Origin of the sequence: Streptomyces sp. NPDC093089 (genome assembly GCF_044754405.1) — a bacterium.
Lineage (GTDB): Bacteria > Actinomycetota > Actinomycetes > Streptomycetales > Streptomycetaceae > Streptomyces.
In genome coordinates this window covers 183693-207261 of record NZ_JBIVPA010000008.1, presented here as the reverse complement: position 1 = coordinate 207261, position 23569 = coordinate 183693, and the positions used below count along the sequence as shown (strand labels likewise).

At 74.3% G+C, this 23569-nt stretch carries 23 protein-coding genes; 15 read left to right on the top strand and 8 right to left on the bottom strand.

The features are described 5' to 3' along the window. Positions 1 to 26: 26 nt before the first annotated feature. The 4 genes from ACIQFX_RS20425 to ACIQFX_RS20410 all read left to right on the top strand — a co-directional run bounded on the left by ACIQFX_RS20425 (position 27) and on the right by ACIQFX_RS20410 (position 4407). Entirely contained in the window at positions 27 to 845 is an 819-nt protein-coding gene (locus ACIQFX_RS20425; RefSeq protein WP_402465623.1) for a formylglycine-generating enzyme family protein, read from the top strand. Beyond that, a complete protein-coding gene (locus ACIQFX_RS20420) occupies positions 842 to 3181 on the top strand; it encodes an arylsulfatase (protein WP_402465090.1) in 2340 nt (779 codons plus the stop codon). Before ACIQFX_RS20425 ends, ACIQFX_RS20420 begins: the two co-directional genes overlap by 4 nt. 77 nt (positions 3182 to 3258) lie before the next feature. Then, positions 3259 to 3681: a DUF4440 domain-containing protein gene (locus ACIQFX_RS20415; RefSeq protein WP_402465087.1), complete on the top strand. Its 423-nt coding sequence runs from the start codon at positions 3259 to 3261 to the stop codon at positions 3679 to 3681. Positions 3682 to 3684: 3 nt separating this feature from the next. Then, entirely contained in the window at positions 3685 to 4407 is a 723-nt protein-coding gene (locus tag ACIQFX_RS20410) for a GNAT family N-acetyltransferase (protein WP_402465084.1), read from the top strand. Here the strand turns inward: ACIQFX_RS20410 and ACIQFX_RS20405 are convergent. The 3 genes from ACIQFX_RS20405 to ACIQFX_RS20395 form a co-directional block, all read right to left on the bottom strand. Continuing rightward, complete coding sequence (locus ACIQFX_RS20405) at positions 4404 to 5609, bottom strand: serine hydrolase domain-containing protein (RefSeq protein ID WP_402465081.1); 1206 nt, start codon at positions 5607 to 5609, stop codon at positions 4404 to 4406. The two genes, ACIQFX_RS20410 and ACIQFX_RS20405, sit on opposite strands and share 4 nt — an antisense overlap. Positions 5610 to 5746: 137 nt before the next feature. Then, positions 5747 to 6112: a hypothetical protein gene (locus tag ACIQFX_RS20400; protein ID WP_402465078.1), complete on the bottom strand. Its 366-nt coding sequence runs from the start codon at positions 6110 to 6112 to the stop codon at positions 5747 to 5749. A 241-nt stretch (positions 6113 to 6353) separates the two neighbouring features. Then, positions 6354 to 7316: a LysR family transcriptional regulator gene (locus ACIQFX_RS20395; protein WP_402465076.1), complete on the bottom strand. Its 963-nt coding sequence runs from the start codon at positions 7314 to 7316 to the stop codon at positions 6354 to 6356. A gap of 135 nt (positions 7317 to 7451) precedes the next feature. Here ACIQFX_RS20395 and ACIQFX_RS20390 point away from each other — a divergent pair, with 135 nt between their 5' ends. From ACIQFX_RS20390 to ACIQFX_RS20375, 4 genes are all read left to right on the top strand, one after another. Next, a complete protein-coding gene (locus tag ACIQFX_RS20390; protein WP_402465073.1) occupies positions 7452 to 8750 on the top strand; it encodes an MFS transporter in 1299 nt (432 codons plus the stop codon). A gap of 90 nt (positions 8751 to 8840) precedes the next feature. After that, positions 8841 to 10283, top strand: a complete 1443-nt coding sequence (locus ACIQFX_RS20385) for a carboxylesterase/lipase family protein (protein WP_402465070.1) — start codon at positions 8841 to 8843, stop codon at positions 10281 to 10283. Between the two features lie 314 nt (positions 10284 to 10597). After that, positions 10598 to 10864, top strand: a complete 267-nt coding sequence (locus tag ACIQFX_RS20380; RefSeq protein WP_402465068.1) for an NPCBM/NEW2 domain-containing protein — start codon at positions 10598 to 10600, stop codon at positions 10862 to 10864. A gap of 38 nt (positions 10865 to 10902) precedes the next feature. Beyond that, positions 10903 to 11595 (top strand): RraA family protein, encoded by a 693-nt coding sequence (locus ACIQFX_RS20375; RefSeq protein ID WP_402465065.1) that lies wholly within the window; start codon positions 10903 to 10905, stop codon positions 11593 to 11595. 123 nt (positions 11596 to 11718) lie between these two features. Here ACIQFX_RS20375 and ACIQFX_RS20370 read toward each other — a convergent pair whose 3' ends face one another. Both ACIQFX_RS20370 and ACIQFX_RS20365 read right to left on the bottom strand, forming a co-directional pair. Next, entirely contained in the window at positions 11719 to 12156 is a 438-nt protein-coding gene (locus tag ACIQFX_RS20370) for an OsmC family protein (RefSeq protein WP_402465063.1), read from the bottom strand. Between the two features lie 101 nt (positions 12157 to 12257). Next, positions 12258 to 12986: a type 1 glutamine amidotransferase gene (locus ACIQFX_RS20365; RefSeq protein WP_402465060.1), complete on the bottom strand. Its 729-nt coding sequence runs from the start codon at positions 12984 to 12986 to the stop codon at positions 12258 to 12260. Between the two features lie 396 nt (positions 12987 to 13382). Here ACIQFX_RS20365 and ACIQFX_RS20360 point away from each other — a divergent pair, with 396 nt between their 5' ends. The 4 genes from ACIQFX_RS20360 (at position 13383) to ACIQFX_RS20345 (ending at position 17158) form a co-directional block, all read left to right on the top strand. Next, positions 13383 to 13709 carry a hypothetical protein gene (locus tag ACIQFX_RS20360; RefSeq protein WP_402465057.1) on the top strand — a complete coding sequence of 109 codons (327 nt, stop codon included), beginning with the start codon at positions 13383 to 13385 and terminating at the stop codon, positions 13707 to 13709. Between the two features lie 58 nt (positions 13710 to 13767). Further along, on the top strand, positions 13768 to 16152 hold the full coding sequence (locus tag ACIQFX_RS20355; RefSeq protein WP_402465054.1) for a molybdopterin cofactor-binding domain-containing protein: 2385 nt from the start codon (positions 13768 to 13770) through the stop codon (positions 16150 to 16152). 14 nt (positions 16153 to 16166) lie between these two features. Further along, on the top strand, positions 16167 to 16646 hold the full coding sequence (locus ACIQFX_RS20350; protein WP_402465052.1) for a (2Fe-2S)-binding protein: 480 nt from the start codon (positions 16167 to 16169) through the stop codon (positions 16644 to 16646). A gap of 80 nt (positions 16647 to 16726) precedes the next feature. After that, complete coding sequence (locus ACIQFX_RS20345; RefSeq protein ID WP_402465621.1) at positions 16727 to 17158, top strand: MarR family winged helix-turn-helix transcriptional regulator; 432 nt, start codon at positions 16727 to 16729, stop codon at positions 17156 to 17158. Between the two features lie 164 nt (positions 17159 to 17322). Here ACIQFX_RS20345 and ACIQFX_RS20340 read toward each other — a convergent pair whose 3' ends face one another. Beyond that, entirely contained in the window at positions 17323 to 17700 is a 378-nt protein-coding gene (locus ACIQFX_RS20340) for a MerR family transcriptional regulator (RefSeq protein WP_402465049.1), read from the bottom strand. Between the two features lie 64 nt (positions 17701 to 17764). Between ACIQFX_RS20340 and ACIQFX_RS20335 the strand changes: the two genes are divergently transcribed. Further along, entirely contained in the window at positions 17765 to 19000 is a 1236-nt protein-coding gene (locus ACIQFX_RS20335; protein ID WP_402465046.1) for an MFS transporter, read from the top strand. A gap of 269 nt (positions 19001 to 19269) precedes the next feature. Here ACIQFX_RS20335 and ACIQFX_RS20330 read toward each other — a convergent pair whose 3' ends face one another. Continuing rightward, positions 19270 to 20109: a hypothetical protein gene (locus tag ACIQFX_RS20330; RefSeq protein WP_402465043.1), complete on the bottom strand. Its 840-nt coding sequence runs from the start codon at positions 20107 to 20109 to the stop codon at positions 19270 to 19272. Further along, on the bottom strand, positions 20109 to 21380 hold the full coding sequence (locus ACIQFX_RS20325) for a VWA domain-containing protein (protein ID WP_402465040.1): 1272 nt from the start codon (positions 21378 to 21380) through the stop codon (positions 20109 to 20111). The genes ACIQFX_RS20330 and ACIQFX_RS20325 overlap by 1 nt, the downstream gene beginning before the upstream one ends. 414 nt (positions 21381 to 21794) lie before the next feature. Between ACIQFX_RS20325 and ACIQFX_RS20320 the strand changes: the two genes are divergently transcribed. Together ACIQFX_RS20320 and ACIQFX_RS20315 are read left to right on the top strand one after the other, a co-directional pair. Continuing rightward, positions 21795 to 22925 carry a helix-turn-helix domain-containing protein gene (locus tag ACIQFX_RS20320; protein ID WP_402465037.1) on the top strand — a complete coding sequence of 377 codons (1131 nt, stop codon included), beginning with the start codon at positions 21795 to 21797 and terminating at the stop codon, positions 22923 to 22925. A 73-nt stretch (positions 22926 to 22998) separates the two neighbouring features. Then, positions 22999 to 23352, top strand: coding sequence for a hypothetical protein (locus ACIQFX_RS20315; RefSeq protein ID WP_402465034.1), 354 nt, complete (start codon positions 22999 to 23001; stop codon positions 23350 to 23352). Positions 23353 to 23569: the final 217 nt, after the last annotated feature.

The window sequence follows — 23569 nt, the reverse complement described above, 5'->3', positions numbered from 1 at the left end:
TACGGACCGCCCCGCCGCCCCACCCCATGGTGGAGCTGCCGGGCGGCACCTTCCGGATGGGCGACGCCTTCGACGAGGGCTACCCCGCCGACCATGAGGGACCCGTCCGGGAGGTGACCGTCGCCCCGTTCGCGGTCGACGCCACCGCCGTCACCAACGCCCGGTTCGCCGCCTTCGTGACGGCCACCGGACACCGCACCGACGCGGAACGCTTCGGCTCCTCCTTCGTCTTCCACCTCCTGCTCCACCCCGCCGCCGAACGGCACGTCCTCGGCCGGGTCCCGCAGGCCCCGTGGTGGCTCGGCGTCACCGGCGCCTCCTGGCACGCGCCCGAAGGCCCCGGCTCCGACCTCGAAGGCCGCGCCGACCACCCCGTCGTCCACGTCTCCCACGACGACGCCCTCGCCTACTGCGCCTGGGCCGGCGTCCGGCTCCCCACCGAGGCCGAGTGGGAGTACGCGGCCCGCGGCGGCCTCGACGGCGCCCGCTACCCGTGGGGCGACGAACTCACCCCGGGCGGGCGGGAGATGTGCAACACCTGGACCGGCGACTTCCCGTACCGCTCCGAGCGGCCCGGCGGCCGCACCGGCACCGTCCCCGTCACCGCGTACGAGCCCAACGGCCACGGCCTCCACAACACCTCCGGCAACGTCTGGGAGTGGTGCGCGGACGCCTTCGGCCCGACGGAGCGCGTCATCCGCGGCGGCTCGTACCTCTGCCACGCCTCCTACTGCAACCGCTACCGGGTCGCCGCCCGCTCCCACAACACCCCCGACTCCTCGACCGGCCACGGCGGCTTCCGCACCGCCCGCACGCTCCTCCCGGAAGGAACCGCCCCCGCATGACCACCGGCAACCCCGCCACCCGGTCCACGCCCACCCGCCGCGACCCCTACGAGGGCTTCGCCGGCCGCGTCGGCCGCACCTTCGCCGAGTCCGAACCCGCCTGGCCCACCCGTACCGCCCCGCCCGCCAAAGCCCCCAACATCGTCGTCGTCCTCGTCGACGACATGGGATTCAGCGACATCGGCCCCTTCGGCTCCGAGATCCCCACCCCGGTCCTCGACGGGCTGGCCGACGCGGGCGTACGGCTCACCAACTACCACACCATGCCGCTCTGCTCACCGGCCCGAGCCGCCCTCCTCACCGGCCTCAACCCGCACCGCGTCGGCTACGCCATGGTCGCCAACTCCGACCCCGGCTTCCCCGGTTACGGCATGGAGGTCGCCGACGACATCCCCACCCTCGCCGAACTCCTCCACGACGCCGGCTACGCCACCTACGCCGTCGGCAAGTGGCACCTCGTCCGCGACTCCGCCTCCCACGCGGCCGACCACCGCGGCAACTGGCCCCTCCAGAAGGGCTTCGACCAGTACTACGGCGTCCTGGAAGGACTCACCAGCCTCTTCCACCCGCACCAGCTCGTCCGGGACAACAGCCCCCTCGACATCGACGAGTTCCCCGACGACTACTACTACACCGACGACATCACCGACCAGGCGATCTCCATGGTGAAGTCGCTGCGCGCCCACGACCCCGACAAGCCCTTCTTCCTCTACCTCGCCCACAACGCCGTCCACGGCCCCCTCCAGGCCAAGGCCGAGGACATCGCCCGCCACCGGGGCCGCTACGACGAAGGCTGGGACGCCCTGCGCGAGCGGCGCTTCGCCGCCCAGCTCGCCGACGGACTCTTCCCGCCCGGCACCGAACTGCCCGCACGCAACAGCGAGGCCGGACTCGACGTCCCCGCCTGGGACTCCCTCACCGAAGGGCAACAGCAGCTCTACGCCCGCTACATGGAGGTCTACGCGGCCCTCGTCGACAACATCGACCAGAACCTCGGCCGGCTCACCGACACCCTCGCCGCCCTGGGCGAACTCGACAACACCGTCATCGTCTTCACCTCCGACAACGGCGGAACCGGCGAAGGCGGCGCCGAAGGCACCCGCTCCTACTTCAGCCGCTTCGTCCACCACCCCCGCCTCCCCGGCGACTGGGATCCCGACGTCGACCGCGACCCCGACCTCATCGGCGGCCCCCGCAGCCTCGTCCACTACCCGCGCGGCTGGGGCATGGCCTCCAACACCCCCTTCCGCCTCTACAAGGGCCACACCCACGCCGGCGGAGTCCGCGTGCCCTTCGTCCTCTCCTGGCCCCGGGGCGTCCGCGACGGCAGACTCGCCACCGGACTCCGGCCCCAGTACCAGTACGTCACCGACCTCACCCCCACCCTCCTCGAACTCGCCGGCCTCACCCGGCCCGAGACCCGCGGCGGCGTCCCCCTCCAGGAGCTCGACGGCACCGCCTTCACCCCCGTCCTCGCCGACCCCGCCCACGCCTCCACCCACCCCGAGCAGTACTGCGAGACGACCGGCAACCGCAGCCACTACCGCGACGGCCGCAAACTCGTCACCCTCCACCGGCCCGGAACGCCCTACGACGACTCCGAATGGGCCCTCTACGACATCCGCGCCGACCCCACCGAGATCCACGACCTCGCGGCCGAACAGCCCGAATTCGTCAAGGAGTTGTCAGCCGCCTGGGAGGAAGCAGCCTGGCGCAACGGCGTGTTCCCGCTGCCCGACCACAGCGGCGCCCTCGCCCGCCGCAACCCCGCCGAGCAGCGCCTCACCCGCCCCCTCACCCTCCTCCCCGGCACCCCGGAACTGGAGCGCTACCGCTCCTCCCGCCTCGTCTCCCTGCGCTCCTTCGAGATCGCCGTGGCCGTCGACGAGACCGGCGACGGCGTCCTCGTCTCCCACGGCGACCAGGGCGGCGGCTACAGCCTCTACGTCGAGGACGGCCGACTCGCCTTCGCCTACAACGAGTACGGCACCCTCCACGAGACCGACGCGGGCCCCCTCACCCCCGGCCCCCACGCGATCCTCCTCACCGCCACGGCCGAGGAAGGACTCCGCTGGCGGTTCACCGTCACCGTCGACGGCGAGCACCGGGCCGCCCCGGGCAGCGTCCACCAGCTCATCGGCATGGCACCCTTCCAGGGCATCAGCGTCGGCATCGACCGCAAGTCCCCCGTCTCCTGGCCCCTGTTCGAACGCCACCGCTCCTTCCGCTTCACCGGCCGCCTCCACTCCGTCACCTACCGCCCCGGCGCCCCCGGCCCCGACGCGCCCGAGACGGTCGCCGCCGCGCTGAAGGAGGCCGCGGCGGCCTTCGAGTAGCGACATACGGCGGGGCGAGCCGTCCGACCAGGGAAAATCCCGGGCCCCCGGCTCGCCCCGCGGGCAGAATGCCACCCATGACCGATCAGCAGAGCACCCCCGCGTCCGACTCCCGGCACCCCGACGTCGTCGAGGCCATCGCGGGTGAACTCCGCCTCCTGGAACCCGCCGTACGCGCCTCCCGCACCCTCTCCGCCGAGCTCCTCGACCCCGAGTTCGTCGAGGTCGGCGCCTCCGGCCGCCGCTGGACCCACGCCGAGATGCTCGCCTCCCTCCCCGAGATGTCCGGCAGCACCGGGACCGGCACCCCCTACGAGCCGGGCCCCGTCACCGGCGTCCTCCTCGCCCCCGGCCTCGTCCACCTCACCTTCGAGACCCGCCACGACGGCCACCGCGCCCGCCGCACCTCCCTCTGGCGCCGCGAACCCGGCGCGGCCGACGACCAGCCCCTGCGGATGTACTACCACCAGGCCACGCCCGTACCCGAGTCGATGGCCTAGGGCGTGCCGAGCGAGGAGACCCGGACACGAGCCCGCGCCCTGTGGGAAGCGCTGGCCGGGCCACCGGCCTCGTTCCCGCCGGCCGGCGGCATACGCGTGGTCGTGTCCCCGCGGTCAGGGCTGTGCCCGGCCGGCTGGACCGGAGTCGTCGTCCTGGACGGCTCCGCGCTCGTGACCGTGCCCGGCGAGGACACCGCCACCTCGGTGCGCGACGTCCTGAGGGGGCTGCCGGCGGACGTCGACGCGATCCGCGACGCACTGCCCGCGACGGGCGTGCTCGGTCCCGCCGCACTGGCGTACCTGTCCCCGGACCGCTTCCGCCCGGCAGCCGCCCCGCCGACGGTGGAACGGCTGCCCGGCGACCACCCGGCCCTGCGCGCCTTGGAGGGCGCGGCCGGTGACGACGACGCGGGGGAGGCCTCCCTGGCGGAGATCACCTCGCCCGCCTTCGCGGTCCGGGAGCGCGGTGAGGTCGTGGCCGCCGCCGGGTACCGGACCTGGCCCCACCGGACGGCCCACCTCGGCGTCCTGACCGCACCGGCCGCACGGGGGCGCGGACTCGCCCGCCGCACGGCGTCGGCAGCCGTCGCCCACGCCCTCGCCGACGGGCTCCTGCCCCAGTGGCGCGCCCGCCCCGAGGCCTCGCGGCGGGTGGCCGCCGCGCTGGGATTCGAGGAGCTCGGTGCGCAGCTCTCGGTCGATTGCGGGCCGGGGCGCCCCGGCTAGCGGCTGGGGGTGACGCTGCCGGCGTAGACGTTGTCCGGGGTGATGATCTGCGTGACCGCACGGGCGAGCAGGGTCGACGGCTCCTGGTTGTCGACGTGGCGGGCGTCGGTGTTGAGCATGAGGACCAGGGTGGCCTTCTTCGACGGCAGGTAGACGGTGACGGTCTCGTAGCCGGGGATGGAGCCGTTGTGCCCGATCCAGCCGTCGGTGTTCAGGATGCCGAGGCCGTAGGTGGTGCCGGGGAAGCCGGTCGGCAGGGTCTTGAGGCGCTGCGCCTGGGTCTCGGGGCTGAGGAGCTCGCCGGTGGCGAGGATCTTGGCCCAGCGGCGGAGGTCGTGGAGGTCGGAGATCATCGCGCCGGCGGCCCAGGCCCAACTGGGGTTCCAGTCCGTGGCGTCCGCGATGGTGCCGTTCAGCGTCTGGTCGGTGTAGCCGCGCGGGTGCGGCTGGGGGAACTCGGGCCCGGACGGGAAGAGGGTGCGGCGGAGGTGCGACGGGCGCAGCACCCGGTTGCGGATCACGTCCTGGAGGCGCTGGCCGGTGACCTTCTCGATCACGAGGCCGAGCAGGACGAGGTTGGAGTTGGAGTACTCGAACTTCGCGCCGGGCTTGAAGGTGTTCTCGTGCTTCATGCCGTACGCGAGCGACTCCTCCGGCGTGAAGGAGCGCTGCGGGTCGCTCAGCAGGTCGTGGATGAAGTCCGGGTCGGAGGTGTACGGGAACAGTCCGCTGCGCATCTCGGCGAGGTGGCGCAGGGTGATGTTCCTGCCGTTGCGGACGCCCTTGACGTACTGGGCGATCGGGTCGTCGAGGCCGATCCGGCCGTCGTCCACGAGCTGGAGCAGCGCGGTGACGGTGAAGGTCTTGGTCTCGCTGCCGATCCGGACGAGCGAGTCCTTCCGCATCGGTGCGCCGGTGGCCGTGTCCGCGACCCCGGTCGCCCGGACGTAGCTGCCCTTCCCCGGCATCCACACCCCGGCGACCACGCCGGGGATCTGCGCCTGCTCGCGGACCTCCTCGATCGCCTTGTCCAGCCTGGCCTCGATCTCCGGGCCGAGACCGCCCGGCGGGCACTCGTCCGACCCGTGCCGGTCGGAGACCGCCGCGTGGACGGCCGGGGCCGGGGCCACCGCCGTCGGAGCAAGTACGGACGCCACGAGCAGCGTCGCGGCGAACAGACGTCGGGTGGGGGTACGTCGCATCTCGGGGCGCCTTCTCCGGAGCAGGGAACGGACGGCCACATCACCATCCCGCCCCGCGTCGGGAGCCCCGGTCCGCCACGGGGCGCGACGAGTCCACTCGTTCGGCGCCGCACGGGGCGGGCGGATGAAGGACCTGGTCAGCCGTACGCGTCCGTGACGCAGTCGGCGGCGCACCGCCAGTGCTCGAACCGCCGGCGCAGCGCCGCCGCCGCGTGCTGCCGGTCGACCCCGTCGTAGCCGTAGTGCTCACGGGTGACGCGCAGGACGGCCGCCACCGTGACGATCGCCGGCTCGCCCTCGCCGGCGGACCTGCGGGCCGCGGCGATCACCTGGTCGGACGCGCGCTGGAGGTCACGGGCGTACTCGCGCTGGGCGACCCGGCGCGCGCGCCCGGCCGCGAACGGTCGCACGGCCCGGCCCTTCCACAGGAGTCCCGCCGTGATGAGCCCGACGCCGGTGAGGCCGACGAGCACCCCGATGACGGTGTCCAGGTTCCACCTCATGACGGGCCTCCCTCCCCAAGTCGTTTGGGCCGTACGAGTCTAGTGCTGTGACCGGAAGGGTTCACCGCCTCACGACGCCCGGCGCGGCACCTCGCCGCGTTGTCGGACCGCGCACGTACGTCCAGTACGAGCCGCGGCCCTCCGCCTTGCGATGCGCCCCCTCGGCCCGGGGGAGGCCCCGTGCACCGGACGCCGCGAACCGGCAGACCTTTCCGGCCAGCACTAGCGGGTGTCCTGTCGGTCAGGCCGGGCTCGCGGGGCGCCGCTCCCGTGGGCGCGCCCAGGACGGTGTCCAGATGTCGGCGTCCGGCGGCCGGTGGCGCCGTGCCGCGGAGAGGTGCTCGCGGAGGGCCACCAGGGCGGGATGGGGGTTGTCGACGGCCCACAGCAGCGAGTGGGGGTAGGCGGGGGTGGGGCCGTGGACGGCGACCCGGCGCAGGTCGTGGCCCTCGGGCCAGACGAGGCGGGTCCGCGCGCCGACGAACGTGGCGAGTTCGGGGGAGTCGGCCACGGTGTCGAGGAGCGGCTCGGTGCCGAAGTCGGGGCCGGCCACCTCGACGGCGAGGCCGAACTCGGCGGCGAGGTCGGCGTAGTACGCGGCCCACTCCGTCCCGCTGACGATCCCGGGCACCCAGATCCGGTGCCCGACGAGCCGGGCGGGCGTCACCGAGCGGGCCCCCGCGAGCGCGTGCGCCGGGCCGGTGAGGAGCTGGAGCGGCTCGTCCAGGACGGGTACGGCCTCGATTCCCTCGGGAAGCCGGCTGCCGGGCATGGTGACCGCCCGGAAGGACGCGTCGATCGTGCCGACCCGGAGGGCGGCGACCGCGGCCTCGGCGTCGAAGAGGGTCACCACGTCGAGCTCGACCTCCGGGTGCGCCTCGTGGAAGTCGCGCAGCAGGGCCGCCGGCGCGAGCCGCCGTCCGAGCACGTCCACGCGCAGGGCGCGCCGGCCCGGCCGCACGGACGCGACCGCGCGCGCCTCGGCCCGGAGCAGGGCCCGGGCGTGCGGCAGGAAGGCCTGTCCGTCGATCGTGACCTCGGCCCCGCGCGGGGTGCGCGTCAGCAGGCGCACCCCGAGTTCCTTCTCCAGCGCGGCGACCCGCTTGGAGACGGCCTGCTGGGTGATCGACAGCTCGTCGGCGGCCTGCCGGAACCTGCCCGAGTCCACGACGGCGAGAAAGGTGCGCACGGCTTCGAGGTCCACGCCCACACAGTAGGCCGACAACCAAGGGTTGTCGCGTGACCGACCTGTGGTTGTTTGATCCGGGTCTCCCCGGCTGGCTTTGATGTCGGTGGTCGACAAGCGGTTGTCGCGCCGGTCGGCGAGAGGGGTACGGGAATGGCGGGCGGGTCGTCACTCGGGCGGGACTTCGGGTGGCTCTGGGCGGCGTTCGCGGCGAGCACCCTGGGCACCTGGATCGCGTTCAACGCCTTCCCGCTCCTCGCGATCACCGTGCTGCACGAGGGCGCGGCCGAGGTCGCGGCGCTCGCCGCCGTGGGCGCCGCGGTGGGTGCGGCGGTCGCGGTGCCGCTCGGGCCGTGGGTGGAGTTCCGCCGCAAGCGGCCGGTGATGATCGCGACGGACCTCGCGCGGTGCGCGGCGCTCCTGAGCGTCGCCGGCGCGTTCGCGCTCGACCGGCTGGGCTTCGTCCAGCTCCTGGTCGTCTCCGTCGTCGTCGCCGGGGCCGACATCACGTTCGGGGCCGCCTCCGGCGCCTGCCTCAAGGCGCTCCTGCGCCCCGAGGACCTGCTCCGCGCGCAGGCCCGCCTGGAGTCCACCACCTGGACCGCGACCGTCCTCGGCCCACCGCTCGGCGGAGCCCTGTTCGCCCTGGTCGGCCCGGTCGCGACCGTGCTGGCCGACGCCGTGAGCCATCTGCTCTCGGCGGCCGGGATCCGCGCGATCGGGCGCCCCGAACCCGTACCGGCGCGTGCCCCGTGGGCGGCGGCGCGGGGCGGCGCGGACGAGCCGGGCCGCCTGCGTCCCGCGGACCTCGTCGAGGGCTGGCGCCACATCCTCGGCCACCCGCTGCTGCGCCCGCTCTTCCTCAACACGGTGCTGGTGAACGGGCTGATCATGGCGACCGCGCCGCTGCTGGCCGTGCTCATGCTGGGGCCGCTGGGGTTCGCGCCGTGGCAGTACGGCCTGGCCTTCGCCGTCCCCTGCGTCGGCGGGCTCGTCGGGTCGCGGCTGGCGCGGCCGCTGGCGGCGCGGTACGGCGGGCACCGGGTGCTGCGGGTCGCGGGCGTGCTGCGCGTGTGCTGGCCGGTCGGGCTGGCCTTCGTCCGCCCCGGGGTCACCGGGCTGCTGCTCGTCATGGGGGTCGAGTTCGCGCTGATCACCTGCTCGGGGGTGTTCAACCCGGTGCTCGCGGCCCACCGCCTCGGTCTCACCGCGACCGACCGCGTCGCCCGCACGCTGACCGCCTGGTCGGTCACCGCCAAGGCGTCCGTCGCGGCGCTGACCGCCCTCTGGGGCCTCCTCGCGGCGGTCACCGGTCCGCGGGCGGCGATCGCCCTCGCGGGCCTCCTGCTCCTCGCGACCCCGCTGCTGCTCCCGCGTGCCGACCGCCTCCTGGCGGCGGCGGGGGGCGAGGAGGGGCGGAAGGAGCGGGAGCGGACCGATCACCAGGATTGACACGTGTAAGCAGGCGGTGGCACGCTCGCTTCCCGGCTCCCGGTTCCTTCCCCGGCCCCGTGGCGCCCCGCGCAGAAGGAGCAGCACTCCATGAGCACCACCGTCCTCACCACCCGAGGTCCCGTCCGCGGCGAGCGCCGTGCCGACGGCAGCTCGCGCTTCCTGGGCATCCCGTATGCGCAGCCGCCGGTCGGCGACCTGCGGTTCGCGGCGCCCGTGCCGCCGGAGCCGTGGTCGGAGCCACTGGACGCCACGGCGTACGGGCCGACGGCCCAGCGCCGGCCGTTCGCCGAGGTGACGACGATCCCGGAGCCGTCGATCCCGGGCGCCGGCGTCCTGAACCTCAACGTGTTCACCCCCGACACCGCTCCGGCGGCGGGACTGCCGGTCCTGGTGTGGATCCACGGCGGCGGCTACGTCGCGGGCTCGGCCGCCAGCCCCTGGTACGACGGCGCGGCGTTCAACCGCGACGGGGTCGTCGTCGTGTCGTTCGGCTACCGGCTGGGCATCGAGGGCTTCCTGCACCTGGAGGGCGCTCCCGACAACCGCGGTGTGCGGGACTGGATCGCGGCCCTGGAGTGGGTGCGGGACAACATCGCGGCCTTCGGCGGCGATCCGGCGAAGGTGACGATCGCGGGCCAGTCGGCGGGCGGCGGCGCCGTGCAGACGCTGCTGGCCGTGCCCGCGGCCGACGGCCTCTTCCGGGGCGGGATCTCCGTCTCCGGCGCGGTCCTGACGCCCGACGGCCCCGAGGTGGCCCGCGCCGCCGCCCGCCTCTTCACCACGCGCACCGGAGTGCCGGCCACCGCCGCCGCCCTGCGCGACCTGACCGACGACGAACTCCTCGACTTCCAGGACCTCCTGGCGGAGCCGGGCCCCGACCGCGAGGGCCTGCCGCCGCTGCTGGCCCTCGCCCCCTTCGCGGACGGCGAGCTGATCCCCGTACCCGTACGGGACGCCCTGACCCGGGGGGACGCGGCCGCCGACGTCCCGCTGATGCTCGGCTTCACCGAGCACGAGTTCACCATGATCCCGGCGCCCGGCCCCAAGGGCCCGCCGCTGCCCGTCCTGCTCGGCGGACTCGGCCTCGACCCCGCCCGCACCGCCGCCTTCACCGAGGCGTACGCGGCCGGCGGCGAGGACCTGCTCTTCGGCCAGGCGCTGACCGACGCGACCTTCCGCGCCCCGAACCTCGCCGTCGCCGACGCGCGCGCCGCCCGCGAACGGCCCACCTGGTTCTACGAGTTCACCTGGCGCTCGCCGGCCACCGGGCTGGCCTTCCACTGCCTGGACCTGCCCTTCGCCTTCGACCTGCTCGACGCCGAAGGGGTACGCGCCGTCGCCGGCGACGCACCCCCGCGGGCGCTCGCCGACGCCCTGCACCGTGCCTGGGTCGCCTTCGTCACCGACCAGGACCCCGGCACCGACTGGCCGCGCTACACCGCCGGCGAACGCGCCACCATGATCTGGGACGCCGAGCCCCGGATCGTCTCCGACCCGGTGCGCCGCGTCCGCGAACTCTGGCTCGACTGACGGCGGAAGCGGGGGCACCCGCAGCCGGGGGAGCGGGCGCACGGCGAGGGGCGGGCGCTCGGCGAGGAGTGGGCGCCCGAAGGCACGGTGCGCGGGCGCCCGACCCTGGGGCCGGGCGGGCCCGGACCGTGTCACCCGTCCGGGCGCGCCCGGACCGTGTCACAGGTTCTTCATGCGCCGTGCATGGTCCGCCCGGGCGGGCGCCACGACGATCGATCGTGCGCCCCGCGAGGTCCCGGACCGTACGCCACGACCGGCCCGGGACCTCGCGGGGCGCACCGCCACCCGCACCCGCCGCCCCGAGGAGCCCCGCCATGCCCGGCCGCCGCAGCTTCCTCACCGGATCCGCCGCCACGACCGGCCTCGGCGCCCCGCCCGCCACCGGCGCCACCCGCGCCACCGTCCGCGGCGACGACCGCGTCCTCCTCACCACCCCCGTCCTGACCGCCGCCACCGGCCCCGTCCCGGTCGACGTCGACGTCCGGGGCGTCCGCGTCCTGCGCCCGGAAGTCACGGACGCCAACGCCAGGACGTCCTTCGACCGCACCTCCTGGGTCTTGGCCCGCGTCACGGTCGGGTAGGGAGAGCGCGAAGCGTCCCCTCCCAGAACGGACCACCGATGCCGACCGACTTCACCGGCCTCGCCACCCCCCTCGTCGCCGACGCCTGCGTGCGGCTCGGCGAACCGCTCCGCGCCGCGCCCGCCGGGATCCTGCCCGTCGCCGCCGGTCAGCGCGTCGCCGGAAGGGCCCTGCCCGTACGGCACCACGGCAGCGTCGACGTGTTCCTGGAGGCGTTCACCCACGCCGAACCGGGGGACGTCCTCGTCATCGACAACGCCGGGCGCCGCGACGAGGCCTGCGTCGGCGACCTCGCCGTCCTGGAGGCCGAGGCGGCCGGTGTCGCCGGCGTCGTCGTGTGGGGCCTGCACCGGGACACGCCGGACCTCGTGGAGATCGGCCTGCCCGTCTTCTCGTACGGGCGCCACGCGCCCGGCCCCGTCCGCCTCGACCCGCGCGACCCGGACGCGCTCCGCACCGCGCGGTGCGGCGACCACCTGGTGACCGCGGACGACGTGGTCCTCGCCGACGACGACGGGGTCCTCTTCGTGGCGGCCGACCGCGCGGAGGCCGTCCTGGAGACCGCGCGGGCCATCCTCCGCACCGAGCGCGAACAGGCGCGCCGCATCAGGGCCGGCGAGAGCCTGCGCGCGCAGACCCGGTTCGACGACTACCTGAAGGGCCGGGCCGAGGACCCCGCGTACACCTTCCGGCGCCATCTGCGCCGGATCGGCGGCGCGATCGAGGAGTGACCGCGGGACGCCGGCCGGCCGCGTCCGCGCGGCCGGACCGGCCCCGTCGGGCGGCCGACGCGACCGGCTCCCCGGAGGCGGCCGGCCGGGCACGCCCCGGGAGGCGGCCGGCGGGGGCGGGCGTCAGCCCTCGAAGCCGACCGTGCCGTCGGGCAGGACCGCCTCGACCCGGGCGCCGTGCTCGACGGTCCGGCTCACCGTGCAGAACTTCTCGTGCGTGAGGCGCACGCCGCGGGCGAACACCTCCGCCGCCCGCGGGTTGTTGTCCGGGAGGTCGAACTCGTAGCTGACCCTGATGCGCCCGATGCGGCCGTCGTCCTCGGGCCCCGACACCGACTCCACCACGATCCGCAGGTCGTCGTGGTCCACGGCCCGCGCGGTCCGGTCCACGACGAGACCGCCGCAGCCGCCCATCGCGGCGAGCAGCAACTCGACCGGGGTGAAGGAGGGCTGGGCGTCCGCGTCGTCCGCGGCGGCCATCCGCACCTCGGCGCCCCGGTCGTTGCGGGCGGTCCAGTTGCGGTACCCGGTGCGGACGGTCTCGATGCGGTAGTCGGCCATGACGGCGGTGCTCCTCGTGCTCGTACGGTACGGTCGCCGCCCCGCAACCCCACCGCCCGAGCCCCGCCGAGCGGAAGCGCCGGACGCGCGCGGCGGCCCCGTCAGTATCCGTGGTCGCGGACGCCGGCCGTACCGGCACGAGCCCGTACGACCGCGCCCCACGCCTCCGCCACCGCGCCCCAGACCGCGCGGAGCACGGGCTCGGCACGCCGCACGGAATCCACCGCGGCCTCCGGCGAACCGCCCGCCGCGCGGACGTCCTCGCCGTCGCCCGCCGCCCACTCCGCCACCGTCTCCGCGCCGACCTCGGGATGGAACTGCACCCCCCACCCCGCGCTCCCGACGCGGAAGGCCTGGACCGGGCAGTCGTCGCCGCCCAGGAGCGGTACGGCGCCGGGCGGCAGCGCGGCTATCTCGTCCCAGTGCCACTGCGCGGCCGGAGCACCGTCCGGTACGCCGCCGAGGACCGGGTCCGCGGCGATGCCGGACAACCGGCGCACGGGTACGGCCCCCACCTCGGGCCCCTGGGCCCGGCGGGCGACCGAACCGCCCAGGGCATGGGCGAGGATCTGGCCGCCGAGGCATATCCCGAGCAGCGGGACCCCGTCGGCCACTGCCTCCCGGACCAGCTCGCGGACCCGGGGGAGCCACGGCGCGGCCAGGTCGTCCTGGCAGTTGGCGGACCCGCCCAGGACCAGCAGCCCCGCGTGACCGCCCAGCGACCCGGGGAGCGCCTCGCCCCGCCAGGCCCGCACCACGTCGAGACGGAGCCCGGCCCCCGCGAGGCGCTCGCCGACGAGGCCGGGCCCGGCCTCCCCCTCGTGCTCCACGACGAGGACGGCGGGAGCGGCGCCCAGGGCGGCCGGGGCGGCCGGGGTGTCCGCCGTCGTTCGTACTGTCCCGGCTGTCCCGGCTGTCCCGGCTGTCCCGGCTGTTCCGGCTGTTCCGGCTGTCCCGGCCGTCTGGTCTGTGGCAGTCGCGTGGGCTGCCCCGACCGTCGCAGCCGTCGTAGTAATCCCAGTCGTCTCGATCGCCTCGGTCGTCATCGTCGTGCCCCTCCCTCGTCGTCACCCGGAACGCCTCGTCCGTTCGACCTCACCGAGGATCTCCGATGAACCTCCGCCGCGGGACCCCCCGTCGCCGTCCCGCGCGGATGAGTAGTCCGCCGAACGCGCCTGAGTACGCCGACCGATGTGCCGACCGCCGCCCGCTGGTGGACTGGGGTCATGACTTCGGACGCCCGGCGCACCCGCTCCCTCCAGCACGTCACCGCCACCGGTACGGCCCTCGCGGTGGCCCTCGGCCCGCTGGTGATCGGTGCGCTGCTCGCCCGGTCGGTGGGAGGGGACCCGATGGTCTCCGTCAACGCCCTGATCGCGGGCGGCGGTCAGCGGGCCCGGATCTCCCGGGCGCAGCTCCGCTCGGGCGCGCGGATCGGCGCCCGGCGGAGGCCGCGGCTCCGGTGGGTGGCGCCCGGTCCCGGGACGCGGGGCGCGACGGTACGGCGCCGACCTCTCCGAAGGGCTCCCGGAGCTACGTCGGATGAGCGATGATCCTCGCTGACGATACTCGGCAGTAGCAGGCCGGGGCCACGGCGAAAGGGCACACCGAATGGCGAGGCGGCACCCCGCGGGGGACGACCACACGAGCGATGCCGGGGACGGTGCCGCGAGCCCGGCCGGCGGGGGTGGAACCGGCATCGGCCGGCGCCGGTTCCTCGGGTACGTGCTGGCCGCGCCCACCCTCACCGTGGCGGCCCAGATCGGCGCCGAGGCGCTCGTGCCCCGCCAGGCGCAGGCGGCGGTTCCCGCGCTCGTGCCGTCGCTGCCGGGACCGGCCGAACTCCTCGACCTGAACGAGCTGCTGACGCTCGCGGCGCTGCCCACCAGCAACCTCATCACGATCCGGATCGACGAGGACGGCACGGCCCGCTTCGCCCTGCCCCGGGCCGAGGTCGGCCAGGGCGTCACCACCTCCAGCGCCATGATCGTCGCCGAGGAGCTCGACCTGCCGCTGGACAAGGTGAAGGTCACCCTCGCCGACGCGCGTCCCGAACTGCTCTTCAACCAGCTGACCGGCGGCTCCAACACGACCTACTCCACCTACACCCCGATCCGGGTCGCCGCCGCCGTCGCGCGCGGCCGCCTCCTGCACGCCGCCTCCCTCGTCCTCGGCGAGGCCGTCTCCACCCTCACCACGAAGGCGGGCGCCGTCGTCTCCCCGGCGGGCGCGCTGCTCGGCTACGGCGAACTCGCCGCGAAGGCGGCCGCCGTGACCGACTCCGCGGTGGAGGTCACCCTCAAGGACCCGGCCCGCTTCCGCGTCGTCGGCACCGGTCAGCGACGGGTGGACGCGCTCGAAGCGGTCACCGGGCGCAAGAAGTTCGCGATGGACCTCCAGGTTCCGGACGCCCTGCCCACCATGGTGTGCCGACCGCCCACCATCAACGGCACGGTCCGCTCGGTGGCCAACCTCGCCGAGGTCCGGGCGATGCCCGGGGTCACCGACGTCGTCGCCGTCTCCACCGGCGTGGCCGTCCGCGCCCGCACCTTCGGCCAGTGCGTCGACGCCGTACGGGCGCTGAGCGTCACCTGGGGACCCGGCACCGCCGAGGGCGCGTCCGACGCCACCGTCCTGGAGAAGCTGCGCAGGGCCGAACTCCCGCTGGTCGTGCCGGCCCTGCCGCTCCTGACGAAGGCGGTCGACGCCCGCTTCACCTTCCACTTCGCCAGCAACGCGGCCCTGGAGACCAACTGCGCCGTCGCGGACGTCCGCGCGGACTCCGCGGAGATCTGGGCCTCGCTGAAGGCTCCGATCGTCGCCCAGGAGCAGATCGCCCTCAAGCTGGGCCTGCCGCCCACAGCCGTCCGCGTCCACGTCACCGAGGGCGGCGGCTCCTTCGGCCGCAAGCTGTTCTCCGACGCCGCCCAGGAGGCCGCCGAGATCTCCAAGGCCCTCGGCAAGCCCGTCAAGCTGATGTGGCACCGCACGGACGACTTCCGGCAGGGGCGTACGCACCCGATGTCCACGTCCCGGGTGCGGGCCACGTACTCGCTCGGCGAGGTCCTCACGTACGAGCAGCGGCACACGTCCGTCGCCACCGACTTCGGGCACGGCATCGGCGAGGTCCTGACGGCGGAGGCGGCCCGGCTGCCGGTCGCCGACGCCGCCTTCTCCCAGACCATGTTCCAGCTCACCCAGATCAGCCCCTACCACCTCGGCGTCACCACCCAGCTCCTCGCCGAGACGGACAAGGGCTTCAACACCGGCTCCATGCGCAACATCTACTCGCCGAACGTCCGCTGCGCCCAGGAACTCGTCATGGACGAACTGGCGAAGCGGATGGGCCAGGACGGGTACGCGCTGCGGCGCCGGCTCGTCAAGGACGCGCGGGCCCGTGCCGTCCTGGACAAGGTCGCCGAGGTGGGGGAGTGGGGCCGGAGCATGGCGGCCGGCACGGCCCAGGGCATCGCCGTCCACACCGAGTACCACTCCGCGGTCGCGATCCTCGCCGAGATCGACTGCCGGCCGGAGACCACCGGCCGGAAGGTCCCGAACGCGTACACCGGACCGCGGGTGACCAAGGTGGTCTGCGCCGTCGACGTCGGCCTGGCGGTCAACCCGCGCGGCCTCGAGGCCCAGATGATGGGCGGGATCGCCGACGGCATCGCGATCACCCTGACGTCGGGCCTCCACCTGCGGGACGGGCACTTCCTCGAAGGCAGCTGGGACCAGTACTTCTACACCCGGCAGTGGAACACCCCGCCCGAGCTGGAGATCATCGTGATGCCGCCGACCGGCGACAAGCCGGGCGGCGCGGGCGAGCTGGCCGTCGCCGGCGCGATGGCCGCCGTCGCCTGCGCGTACGGCCGGGCGACCGGCACGATGCCGACGGTCTTCCCGGTCAACCACGCGGAGCCGCTCGCGTTCACCCCCCTGCCGACCGTCCCGCCCGTCCCGGCCTCGCCCACCGACGGCCGCGACCGCACCATCTGAGAGCTGGAGTCCCCGTGCCGCAGCACACCTTCATCCTGAACGGCAAGGCCGTCACCGCCGACGTCGAGGGCGACGTCCGGCTCCTGTGGGTCCTCCGTGACGTCCTCGGCGTCACCGGCCCCAAGTACGGCTGCGGGGTCGGCGTCTGCCGGGCCTGTACGAGCCACCTCAACGGCAAGGCGTTCACACCGTGCGCCGTGCGCGTCGACGACGTGGCCGCGACCGACGAGGTCACCACCATCGAGGGCCTGCCCGACACCGTCGGCAGCGAGCTCCACCCCATGCAGGAGGCCTGGCTCGACCTGGACGTCGCCCAGTGCGGCTACTGCCAGCCGGGCCAGATCATGACCGCGGTGGCGACCGTCCGCAAGGCGCGCGAGGCCGGCCGGGAGATCACCGAGGCCGACCTCGACGCCATCCGGAACATCTGCCGGTGCGGCACCTACCACCGCATCCGGCAGGCCGTTCTGGAGGGCGCCCGGCGGATGACCTGACCGGTGGTTCGCACCACGAAGGCGTTCTGTTCGTGGTACGAAGGTATTCTGTTCGCATGGCGAAGGACGACGGCGGGACGATGAGCGTGGTGGCCGCGCTGGTGCGCGGCGCCTTCCTGGTGAACGCGGTCTACGCGGACGCGGGCCGGGAGTACGGCCTGACGCCGCAGCAGGGCCAGTTGCTCTGCGTACTGATGCCCGGCCCGTCCGGGATGGGCGAGCTCGGCACCAAGCTGGGGCTCGCCAAGTCCAGCCTGACGGGCCTGGTGGACCGCACCTCCCGCCTCGGCTTCGTCCACCGCGAGCCCGACCCGGAGGACCGCAGGGCCGTGCGGGTGGCGCTCACCGAGGAGGGCGTGCGGATCGCCGAGGACTTCTACACGGAGACCTGCCGCCGCGTGGAGGAGCTTCCCGCGGGGCTCGCCGCCCCCGAGCGCGCGCAGTTGGCCGTGCTGCTCGGCCGGGTCGTCCAGGACAACGAGGTGCCCGTCGTCTTCGTCGACCCGGCCTGAGGCGGCCCGGGCGCCTTGTGCCGGGGCGGGCACGCCCGTGCCGCAGCAGCTCGTCGACCCGGAGCCGCCCGGCCGGGGTCGCCGCCCCCGCAGACCGGTCGCGACGACGACGTGGTCCGCGTCGGTCCGGCGGCCCGAGGCCAGGGTGACGCCGTGGACGTCGGCTACGGCGACCCCGCCGCCGGCTTCTCCCGCACCGCGTCCAGGTACTCGGCCACCGCGTCCCTGTTCCGGGTCAGGCAGCGGATCCGGGCGGTCATCCGGTCCCGCTCGCCCTCCAGCGTCGCCAGCATCTCCGGGGTCGCGTCGGGGAAGTGGATGGTCCTCGGCTTGTTCAGGCAGGGCAGGATCTGCTTGATGATCCGGGTCGGCAGACCGGCGTCGAGCAGTCCCCGGATCTGCGCCACCCGGTCGACGTTCGACGGGTCGTAGACGCGGTAGCCGTTCGGAAGCCGGTCCGCGACGATGAGACCCTGCTCCTCGTAGTAGCGCAGGAGCCTGCGCGGTGTCCCGGTCCGCTCGGACAGCTCGCCGATCCGCATGGGAAGCCCCCTCCGGGCAATCGCTTGACCTTGACATCGATGTGAGGGTTCGAGCATACGGAGCATGAGCCACGACACGACAGCGGCGGCCGGTCCGGCGACCCGCGCGCCCGCACACGACGAACACCGCCCGCCCTCCGGCCGGTTGCCGCTCCCCGCCCTGCTCGCCCTCGCCACCGCAGTCTTCGTCACCAGCCTCACCGAGACCCTCCCCGCCGGCCTCCTGCCCGCCCTGAGCACCGGACTGGGAGTCGGCGAGGCCGCGGCGGGCCAGTCGGTCACCGTCTACGCCCTCGGCACGGCCCTCACCGCCGTCCCGCTCGCCGCCCGGACCGCCGGATGGCGCCGCAAGCGGCTGCTCCTCACCTCGGTCGCCGGCTTCGCCGCCGCCAACACGGTCACCGCCGCCTCCTCCTCGTACGCCCTCACCCTGGGCGCCCGGTTCCTCGCCGGCGTCGCCGCGGGCGTCGCCTGGGCCCTGCTCGCCGGATACGCCCGCCGGATCGCGCCCGCCCACCTCCGAGGCCGCGCGGTCGCCGTCGCGATGACCGGCATCCCCCTCGCGCTCTCCCTCGGCGTGCCGGCCGGCACCTTCCTCGGCGAGGCCGTCGGCTGGCGGACCGCCTTCGCCGCGATGACCGTGATCGCCGCCGGGCTCCTCGGCTGGATCGCCCTCGCCGTCCCCGACCTGCCCGGCGAACCGCGCGGCGCCCGCGCCCCCGCCGCGCGGACCCTCAAGGTCCCCGGCGTCCTCCCCGTCCTCGCCGTCACCTTCGCCCTCGTCCTCGCCCACACCGTGCTCCACACCTACGTCGCCGCCTCCCTCGGCCACCTCGGCCTCGGCGGCTCCACCGGACTCGTCCTGCTCGTCTTCGGCGCCGCCTCGCTCGCCGGCATCGGGGTGACCGGCCGTCACATCGACCGCAGGCTCCGTGCCCTGACCCTCGCCGGCACGCTCCTCGTCGCCGTCGCGGCCGCCGCCCTCGCCGCACCGGCCGGAAGCACCGCCCTGGTCCTCGTCGCCGCCGCCCTGTGGGGGCTCGGCTGGGGCGGGGCGCCGACCCTGCTGCAGACGGCCGTCGCCGAAGCGGGCGGGGCCGCCGCCGACACCGCCCAGACGATGCTGGTCAGCCTCTGGAACGCGGCCATGGCTGCCGGCGGCCTCGCGGGCGGCCTCCTCCTCGACCTGCTCGGCGCGGGCGCCCTGCCGTGGGGCGTACTCCTCCTGCTCGTGCCGGTGGTGGCCGTGGTGGCCGGCGCCCGGACCCACGGCTTCCCCGCCCGGCGCGGTCCGGCCTGAACGGCTCCCCTGCCCGGCGCGGTTCGGCCGGACCGGCTTCCCCGCCCGGCGCGGCCCGACCCGAGCGGCTTCCCTGCCGGGCGCCGTCCGGCTAGACCGGCTTCCCCGCCCGGCGCCGTTCGTCCAGACCGGCTTCCCTCCCCGACACCGCCCGGCCGGACCGGCGCCGGTTCCGCCCGGGCGGAACCCGGCCGCCCGGGCGGGACCCGGCGGAAAAGGCGCAGGCCCCCACCGTGCACGGTGAGGGCCTGCGCCGCGTACGGGACCGGTCAGACGGCCGGCGGGACGCGGGGCGGGCGGCCGGTGCCGCGCGTCAGCACGTATCCGCCGATGCCGGCCAGCGCGGCGAGGACGCCGCCCGCGGCCGTCCAGAGCCAGCGGTCGGACCACCAGCCGGAGGACCAGCCGTCCTCCGGGGCCGCGGCCTCGACGGCGGTGCGCCGGCCCGCGTCCTCGTCCGCCTTCGCCTGGTCGGCGGTGGTCGCCCCGGGCACGAGCGGCGCGCCGAGCGAACCGTCGCTCGCGTAGGCGCCGCCCTTGTCGAGCGTGTCGACCCCGATCCGTGCCGTGAACGGCTGCCCGAGGTCCTCCTCCGGCAGCCCGGTGACGGTCAGCCGGACGTAGTAGCTGCCGGGCAGCGGGTCGTTCGCCCACGCGTCGGCCGACGCGCGCACCGGCCGCAGCACACAGGCCAGCTCGGCGGTCGCGGCCTCCGGCGCCGCAGCACGGGACTGCATCCCGTACATGCACGGCTGCCGCCGCCGCAGCCCGTCGTACACGTCGATCCGCCAGGTGGCGGCCCCGTGCCGCAGGGCGGCCTCGGGCAGGGTCACCGTCGCGCGGACGGTGGACCGCTGACCGGTGTCCGCCGGGAACACCCAGTACAGGTAGTCACCCGTCGCGGCCTGCGCGGTGGCCTCCTGCCCCGGGAGGAACCGGGCGGCGGTACGGAACGTGGTCCCGGCCTCCGTCGGTCCCGCCCCCGAGCCCGCGCTCGCGCTCGGGTCCGGGGTGGCGGAGGGGGAGTCGGCCAGGGCGGCGGGAGCCGCGAGACCGAGCAGGGCGGCGCCCGCGAGCGCGGCCGTGGCGAGCATGCGTACGGTACGCATCAGTGGGTCCTCCAGACAGCGACGCGCCAGCGGGACAGCCAGCCCCAGACCAGACCGGCCAGGAACCCGACGAGCACCAGCGCGCCGAGCAGCCACCAGCCGCGGCCGAGACCGAACGAGGCCACGTCCGAGGCGCTCGACGGACCGTCGACGACGTCCACCGTCAGCTCGATGGGCATGCCCGGCACGGTCTTCACCGACGGCGGGGCGGAGAAGGAGTTGCTGACCTGGAGGCAGACGGTCTCGGCCGCCGGCTTGGCGTCCCCGGGGCCGTCGTCGAGGTCCGGCTTCGGGTAGCGCAGACCGGTCGAGACGACGTCCGTCCGCCCGTCGCCCGCCTCGGAACCGCGGACGATCTCCCGACCGTGGAGGGTGACGGCCCGCAGCAGCACGCCGTAGTCGTTGTTGACGGCCCGGTCGGCGGACACGCTGACGGAGGCGCGCAGCTCCTGGCCGGGCAGCAGGTCCACCCGGTACCAGCGGTGCTCGCCGAAGGACTCGCGGTCCGTGTACAGGCCGGGCTTGAGCTGCGGGGCCTTGTCGCACCGCACCGCGCCCTGCGTGGCCACCGGGGTGACGACCGGGTCGGCCGCGCGGTCCACCAGCTGGCGGACGCGGCGCGAGAGGTCCTCGGTGCGGTGGATGGAGGTGTACGTGCCTCCGGTCGCCTCCGCGATGCAGGTGAGCTGCTGCCGGGTCTTGGCGTCCGGCACCAGGCCCAGCGTGTCGATGACGAGGTGGATGCCCTTCGCCGCGATCTCCCGTGCCACCTGGCAGGGGTCGAGCGGAGCGCAGGTGTCCTCGCCGTCGGTGATGAGCACGATCCGCTTGGTCGCCCCGTCGTCGCCGAGGTCGTCGGCCGCGCCGAGCAGTGCCGGGCCTATCGGCGTCCAGCCCGTCGGGGCCAGGGTGGCCACCGCGGTCTTGGCCTCGGTCCGGTCGAGCGGCCCGACCGGGTACAGCTGCCGGGTGTCCTTGCAGCCCCGCTTGCGGTCCTGGCCCGGATAGTCGGCGCCGAGGGTGCGTATGCCGAGCCTGACCTCCTCGGGGACCGCGTCGAGGACCTCGTTGAAGGCCTGCTTGGCCGCGGCCATGCGCGACTGGCCGTCGATGTCCTTGGCCCGCATCGAGCCGCTGACGTCGAGCACCAGCTCGACCTTGGGTGATTCCTTCGCCGGCTCGTCGGCGGCCGCGCCCGTCGGCAGGAGCGCGACGCTCAGGGCGGCGAGCAGCGCGCAGGCCCCGGTCGCCAGCCGTTTTCTCGTGATCATCGCCGGATCGTATTGATGATTCTCCGACAAACCCAAATCACGTCTGACCGTTGAAGAAATCGATCATGCAAGCGCCCCGCCAACCGGTCTGCCCGACGGCCGCCGCCAGGCCCGAACGGGCGGACGGGCGCCGGGGAACGGTGGTGCCGAAGACGCCGGCGAGCGGCCCGCTGCGCACCCCCACCGAGCGGGGGACCGTGCGAGGTCTGGCGGACGGCCGGCGGAGCAGGCCCGTGTCCGGGCCGACGGGCTGGGAACCGACGGGCTCCGTACGAAGTCCCCATTCGACATATAAGAGCGCGTGTTCGAATGCGGGTGCTTGATAATGATCACGGCGCGGTCGGGGTGAAGCACGGCAGTGCGACAACCCGGCAGGGGACCGGAGCGCTGCTGAATCGAAGTACGGGGGATCGCATGGAATGGCTGGTTGCGTCAGGTGCTGTCGCGGCGCGTGAGGACAGGTTCGACTGGTTCTGTGAAACGGTGTCCACCGAAGTGATGCCCATCATGCTCAGTACCCGGCATGCGGCCGACTTCCGGGCGGGCATCACCTATCTGGATCTCGGCGTGGTGCGGCTGTCCGCTGTTTCTTCTTCGCCGGTGTTCTCGCGCCGTACCTCGGCTCACGTCCGGCGCGGCGATCCCGAGCACTTGCAGCTGGCGCTCATCACGCAAGGTGGCTTACGCATCTCCCAGCGACGCAACGAATCGGTCGTCGCGGGAGGATTTGTGCTGACCGACACCTCGCGGCCGAGCAAGGGGGAGTGCACCGGCGAACGGATCGAGTCGGTGGTCCTGCAGATTCCCCGTCAGGCACTGCCACTGCGATCGGATCGTCTGGACCGCCTCCTCGCGCAGGGCCTGGCCGCACACGAGGGGTCCGGGGCGATCCTCGCCGACTTCCTGAAGACGCTGCTCTCGTACGGCCCGGGCTGTCGTCCGGAGGAGCTGAACGGGATGGGTTCCGTCGCTCTCGAACTGGCCACCGCGTTCCTCGCGCGGCAGCTCGGTGACCCTGGCGAGGCGCCTGCCGAGGCCCGTGCGCAGGAGACGCTGCAGCGGATCCACCGCTTCATCGAGAACAATCTCGGCGACCCCGGACTGACGCCCCAGATGATCGCCGACCGGCACAACATGTCCCTGCGGCATCTGTACAACCTCTACGCCGACCAGCCCCTGACCCTCGCGGCCCACATCCGCCGAAGCCGGCTGGAGCGCGCCCGTGCCGACCTCGCGTGCGGAGAACTGAGCAGTCGGCCCGTTCAAGTGATCGCGGCCCGCTGGGGTTTCCCCAGCCCCACCGGTTTCAGCCGGGCGTTCCGTGAGGTCTACGGGATCACCCCCACCGAACACCGCACGTTCTCCCTGGGGGGCAGCGGCACGCAGGGGACGGAAACCCTGCACGCCACGCACACCACCACGGACTGCGCGGGCCTAAATTCTCCGCTGGAGACGGCGTCACAGTGCGAACGGAGCCACGGGACGACGATCCGGCAAGGCGCGTCGGCCTCTCCGCGCGCCACCGACAGTGGCAGCGGCCCGTGACAGCCGAGTCTCCACGCCCCTCGCTTTCCGCGAGGAGGTATCCGAGATCTGTCCTCATGGGGGATGTATGAGCTTGCGCAAGAAGGTTGCCACCACCGTCGGGGCCGCTGCTCTGGCCGTCGCCGGGGTGTTGGGTTCCGCAGGTCAGTCGGTCGCCGGATCGAGCGGTCAGCAGATCCACTTCCACGACACCAGCACCGTCGTCTACTCCATCCGCATCGAGGGCTACAACCAGAACGGCGAATCGGTGTCGGGCTGCTTCCTCACGCCGAGCCGGGACACCTGGATCAGCGGCTGGTGGTGGAGGGGCGAGGCCAGGGTCACCTTCTACAGGAACAACTCCTGCTCCTTCGCCACGTATTACGGTGACACGATCGCGTCGGTGCCCGCGGAGCAGAGCGGAAACTGGACGACCGTCTACTCCTGACCGTCCGTTGTGCGGCCGCGCCGAGCGGGTGGGCACGGGGGAGGCACTGGGCCCCCACCCCCGCGCCCGGGCCGCCGACTGCCGCACAGGTCTCGCGGACGGGTCCGTTGCTCACGGGCCTTGTCCGCGGTGACCCGTCGGACTTCCGGCGGGTCCGCCCGGCCCGAGATCCCCTGTGACCGCGGGTACGCACCGGGTGGAGAATCTCGTCGATCGA

What these genes read in the sequence shown, in the direction of transcription:
- ACIQFX_RS20425 (WP_402465623.1), top strand. Translation starts at nt 27, where the DNA reads ATGGTGGAGCTGCCGGGCGGCACCTTCCGGATGGGCGACGCCTTCGAC.
- ACIQFX_RS20420 (WP_402465090.1), top strand. Translation starts at nt 842, where the DNA reads ATGACCACCGGCAACCCCGCCACCCGGTCCACGCCCACCCGCCGCGAC.
- ACIQFX_RS20415 (WP_402465087.1), top strand. Translation starts at nt 3,259, where the DNA reads ATGACCGATCAGCAGAGCACCCCCGCGTCCGACTCCCGGCACCCCGAC.
- ACIQFX_RS20405 (WP_402465081.1), bottom strand. Translation starts at nt 5,609, where the DNA reads ATGCGACGTACCCCCACCCGACGTCTGTTCGCCGCGACGCTGCTCGTG.
- ACIQFX_RS20400 (WP_402465078.1), bottom strand. Translation starts at nt 6,112, where the DNA reads ATGAGGTGGAACCTGGACACCGTCATCGGGGTGCTCGTCGGCCTCACC.
- ACIQFX_RS20390 (WP_402465073.1), top strand. Translation starts at nt 7,452, where the DNA reads ATGGCGGGCGGGTCGTCACTCGGGCGGGACTTCGGGTGGCTCTGGGCG.
- ACIQFX_RS20385 (WP_402465070.1), top strand. Translation starts at nt 8,841, where the DNA reads ATGAGCACCACCGTCCTCACCACCCGAGGTCCCGTCCGCGGCGAGCGC.
- ACIQFX_RS20380 (WP_402465068.1), top strand. Translation starts at nt 10,598, where the DNA reads ATGCCCGGCCGCCGCAGCTTCCTCACCGGATCCGCCGCCACGACCGGC.
- ACIQFX_RS20375 (WP_402465065.1), top strand. Translation starts at nt 10,903, where the DNA reads ATGCCGACCGACTTCACCGGCCTCGCCACCCCCCTCGTCGCCGACGCC.
- ACIQFX_RS20370 (WP_402465063.1), bottom strand. Translation starts at nt 12,156, where the DNA reads ATGGCCGACTACCGCATCGAGACCGTCCGCACCGGGTACCGCAACTGG.
- ACIQFX_RS20360 (WP_402465057.1), top strand. Translation starts at nt 13,383, where the DNA reads ATGACTTCGGACGCCCGGCGCACCCGCTCCCTCCAGCACGTCACCGCC.
- ACIQFX_RS20355 (WP_402465054.1), top strand. Translation starts at nt 13,768, where the DNA reads ATGGCGAGGCGGCACCCCGCGGGGGACGACCACACGAGCGATGCCGGG.
- ACIQFX_RS20345 (WP_402465621.1), top strand. Translation starts at nt 16,727, where the DNA reads ATGAGCGTGGTGGCCGCGCTGGTGCGCGGCGCCTTCCTGGTGAACGCG.
- ACIQFX_RS20340 (WP_402465049.1), bottom strand. Translation starts at nt 17,700, where the DNA reads ATGCGGATCGGCGAGCTGTCCGAGCGGACCGGGACACCGCGCAGGCTC.
- ACIQFX_RS20335 (WP_402465046.1), top strand. Translation starts at nt 17,765, where the DNA reads ATGAGCCACGACACGACAGCGGCGGCCGGTCCGGCGACCCGCGCGCCC.
- ACIQFX_RS20330 (WP_402465043.1), bottom strand. Translation starts at nt 20,109, where the DNA reads ATGCGTACCGTACGCATGCTCGCCACGGCCGCGCTCGCGGGCGCCGCC.
- ACIQFX_RS20325 (WP_402465040.1), bottom strand. Translation starts at nt 21,380, where the DNA reads ATGATCACGAGAAAACGGCTGGCGACCGGGGCCTGCGCGCTGCTCGCC.
- ACIQFX_RS20320 (WP_402465037.1), top strand. Translation starts at nt 21,795, where the DNA reads ATGGAATGGCTGGTTGCGTCAGGTGCTGTCGCGGCGCGTGAGGACAGG.